This is a genomic window from Psychromonas sp. (assembly GCF_047632955.1).
Classification (GTDB): domain Bacteria; phylum Pseudomonadota; class Gammaproteobacteria; order Enterobacterales; family Psychromonadaceae; genus Psychromonas.
On the sequence record NZ_JBLIED010000092.1, the window covers coordinates 1 to 3,901 of the forward strand.

Consider the following 3,901-nt stretch of genomic DNA (forward strand, 5'->3'; position numbering starts at 1 on the left):
CGCGATTAATGAATTAACACAATTATCAGCTTAAAAATTTATAAGGATTTTAACATTATGAACAAACAACGCATTGTGGTGGTCGGCAACGGCATGGTCGGTCACAAATTTATCGATACCCTGATAGCTGATGAAAGTGTTGACTACGAGATCATTACTTTTTCAGAAGAATCCCGTCTGGCCTATGATCGCGTTCAATTAAGCGGCTTTTTCTCCGGTAAAACAGCCGATGATTTAGCCCTAACCGATGCGACTTACTATCAGGAAAACGGTATTAAATTTGTGCTTAACGATAAGGTTATCAAACTCGATACCGCCAATAATCAGGTGGTCACAAACAGCGGCCGCATTGAATCCTACGATAAATTAGTGCTGGCAACGGGTTCATTTCCTTTTGTGCCGCCGATCGCAGGCAATGATAAAGAACATTGTCATGTGTACCGTACTATTGATGATTTAGAGGCAATAACGACCTCTGGCGCAAGCAGTAAAGTGGGAGTCGTTGTGGGTGGTGGTCTATTAGGCCTTGAAGCTGCCAATGCACTGGTCAATCTCGGTTTAGAAACCCACGTGGTGGAATTTGCACCACGATTAATGGCCGTGCAGTTAGATGATGGTGGTGGTCAATTATTGCGCCGTAAAATTGAAGCATTAGGGGTACAGGTACATACGGAAAAAGCGACCACGGAAATTGTTGATGGTGATAACTGCCGCTACCGGATGAACTTTGCCGATGGCAGTTTCTTAGAAACCGATACGATCGTTTTCTCGGCCGGTATTCGTCCTCAGGATGAATTGGCTCGCCAGTTTGATTTAAAAATCGGAGAGCGCGGCGGTATCGCTATCAATAACCAGTGTCAGACTAATGTTGATAATGTTTATGCGATTGGTGAATGCGCATTATGGGATAACAAGATTTTTGGTTTAGTCGCACCCGGCTACCAAATGGCAAAAGTTGCTGCAGCCCATATCAAAGGTGAGTCTCTTGCCTTTACCGGGGCTGATATGAGCACCAAACTCAAATTATTGGGGATTGATGTTGCCAGCATTGGTGAAGTACACGGTCAGACACCCGGCGCGCAATCTTACACCTACCACGATGAAATTGAACAGGTCTATAAACGTTTGATCGTCTCGGAAGACGGCAAAAAAATCGTCGGCGCGGTTTTAGTCGGAGATGCAGAGGCTTACGGCACATTATTACAACTATTACTCAATGATATGACCCTGCCGGAAAATCCTGCTGTGCTGATTTTACCCAGCACCGGTGATGAACAAGCGAGCGGCTTGGGAGTCGAAGCCCTGCCCGACACGGCGGCAATCTGTTCATGTTTTGATGTCACTAAAGGTGATATTAAAAGTGCGGTGATCGCAGGTTGTTGCACTATGGGAGATATCAAAACACAAACCAAAGCATCAACGGGCTGTGGTGGTTGTAGCGCACTGACTAAACAAGTCTTAGACAGTGAATTAGCGAGCTTAGGTTTTGAAGTCAATAACGACCTTTGTGAGCATTTTGCCTATTCAAGACAAGCGCTCACGGATATTATTCGGGTTAAAAAAATCACCACTTTTGATCACTTACTGGAACATTGCGGCACGGGTTTAGGCTGTGAAATTTGTAAACCGACCGTGGGTTCTATTTTAGCCTCTTACTGGAATGAATATGTGTTGGAAGATACGCATATTGAGCTACAGGACAGTAACGACCTCTACCTTGGTAATATTCAAAAAGACGGCACCTACTCCGTTGTGCCGCGTATTGCAGGGGGTGAAATCACCCCGGACAAACTGATAGTACTGGGTGAAGTTGCCAAGGAATTTGATCTCTATACTAAGATCACCGGTGGTCAGCGGATAGATCTGTTTGGCGCGCAGTTACATGAATTACCGATAATTTGGCAGCAATTAATCGATGCCGGTTTTGAAACAGGCCACGCTTACGGAAAATCCTTGCGCACGGTGAAATCTTGTGTGGGCAGTACCTGGTGCCGTTTTGGGGTTGATGACAGCATGGCCTTAGCCATCAAGGTCGAAAATCGTTATAAAGGTCTGCGTTCCCCGCATAAAATAAAATTTGGTGTATCCGGTTGTACCCGCGAGTGTGCCGAAGCCCAGACCAAAGATATTGGCATTATTGCCACGGAGAATGGCTGGAATATGTATGTCTGTGGTAATGGAGGCATGCGCCCCCGTCACGGTGATTTATTTGCCACAGGCCTGGATACAGAAACCCTTATAAAATACACAGATCGCTTGTTAATGTTCTATATCCGCACGGCAGATCGCCTGCAGCGTACATCAGTTTGGCTGGAAAACCTGGAAGGTGGATTAGATTATTTAAGAGAAGTAGTGATTGAAGACAAGCTTAATCTCGCCGATGAACTTGAGCTGGAGATGGAAAACAACATTAAAAATTATCAATGTGAATGGAAAACCACGCTTAAAAATCCGGCTAAGCTAAAACGTTTCAAACATTTTATCAATAGTGATGATACAGATAATAAGTTGGCATTTGAGTTGGAGCGCGAGCAGCGCATCCCCGCCCAAAAAGTCAATCCACAAACAATCCAAATCGTAGAATTAGCGGAATAAGGGGAAGGTTATGAGTCAGTGGTTGAACATTTGTAAATATGAAGATCTTGCTCCTAACAGTGGCATTTGTGCCCAATTTGAAGATCAGCAAGTAGCCATTTTTTTCTGTCAACGTAATCAGGATTTATTTGCTGTTTCCAACTTTGATCCCTTCGCACAAGCGAATGTTATTTCACGCGGAATAATAGGATCAGCGCAGGGGGAAACCTATGTTGCATCACCTTTGTATAAACAGCGTTTTAATTTAAAAACCGGCGTCTGCCTGGATTCACCTGAGCACGTATTGCAAACCTATTTAGTACGTATTGAAGCCGATCAGGTGCAACTGCAAGCAACACGTTAATCGTTAACTTAAAGCTCTTAACCGTGCTCTATACTATTTAGCAGATAGAGCACAAAAAATTTTGAAAGGAAAAAATCATGGATAAAACCTCATTTAATATATTCTCTTTTGCCGGGAAAATGAAAATCCTGCATTTAAGTTGGATGGCATTTTTTATTACCTTTGTTGTCTGGTTTAACTTCGCCCCTCTGTTGCTCGCAGTAAAGGAGTCCTTGGGTTTAAGCACCGAAGAGATAAAAACCTTATTAATTCTTAACGTCGCCTTGACCATACCTGCCCGGGTGATTGTCGGTTCATTAACCGACAAATACGGGCCAAGAGTCGTTTATTCGGCATTGCTGGCGGTTTGTTCTATCCCTTGTTTTATGTTTGCTTTTTCAGAAACATTTTTAGAAGCGGCGATCGCACGTTTTCTGCTGGGTTTTATCGGTGCAGGTTTTGTGATTGGTATACGTCTGGTTTCTGAGTGGTTTCCACATAACGAACTCGGCACCGCCGAAGGGATCTACGGAGGCTGGGGTAACTTCGGCAGTGCGGCGGCAGCCTTTAGCTTACCCACCATTGCATTATTATTTGGCGGTGATGACGGATGGCGCTATGCAACGGCTATCACAGGTCTTATGAGTTTACTTTTCGCCTTTGTATTTTATGCAAAAGTGAGTGACACCCCAAAAGGCTCTACCTATTTTAAACCTGCCAATTTAACCGCGATGGAAGTAACCTCTAAGGGCGATTTTTTCCTGTTATTAATAATGAAAATCCCAATGTATGCAGCCCTTGCATTGCTTGCATGGAAATTATCTCCAAGCAATATTTCGATGATTTCAGCTGAAGTGACTTATGCTATTTATAGCGTACTTATTGCGCTTTATATTTACGAATGGTCACAGGTTTGGAAGGTAAATAAAGCTATTTTCACCACACCGGTCGCAGAAATTCATCAATATAAATTCAAACAAGTTG

3 protein-coding genes are annotated in these 3,901 nt (G+C 43.6%); all 3 read left to right on the plus strand.

Annotated elements, in window-relative coordinates:
* Positions 1–57 precede the first annotated feature (57 nt).
* Positions 58–2,595: a nitrite reductase large subunit NirB gene (nirB, locus tag ACJAZP_RS19990; protein ID WP_415232496.1), complete on the plus strand. Its 2,538-nt coding sequence runs from the start codon at positions 58–60 to the stop codon at positions 2,593–2,595.
* Positions 2,596–2,605: 10 nt separating this feature from the next.
* Positions 2,606–2,938 (plus strand): nitrite reductase small subunit NirD, encoded by a 333-nt coding sequence (nirD, locus tag ACJAZP_RS19995; RefSeq protein WP_415232497.1) that lies wholly within the window; start codon positions 2,606–2,608, stop codon positions 2,936–2,938.
* Positions 2,939–3,015: 77 nt separating this feature from the next.
* On the plus strand, positions 3,016–3,901 hold an 886-nt coding region (locus ACJAZP_RS20000), incomplete at its 3' end, for an MFS transporter (RefSeq protein ID WP_415232498.1).

Excerpts from the sequence above, each read along its gene's own strand:
- nirB (WP_415232496.1), top strand. The coding sequence starts at position 58 with ATGAACAAACAACGCATTGTGGTGGTCGGCAACGGCATGGTCGGTCAC.
- nirD (WP_415232497.1), top strand. The coding sequence starts at position 2,606 with ATGAGTCAGTGGTTGAACATTTGTAAATATGAAGATCTTGCTCCTAAC.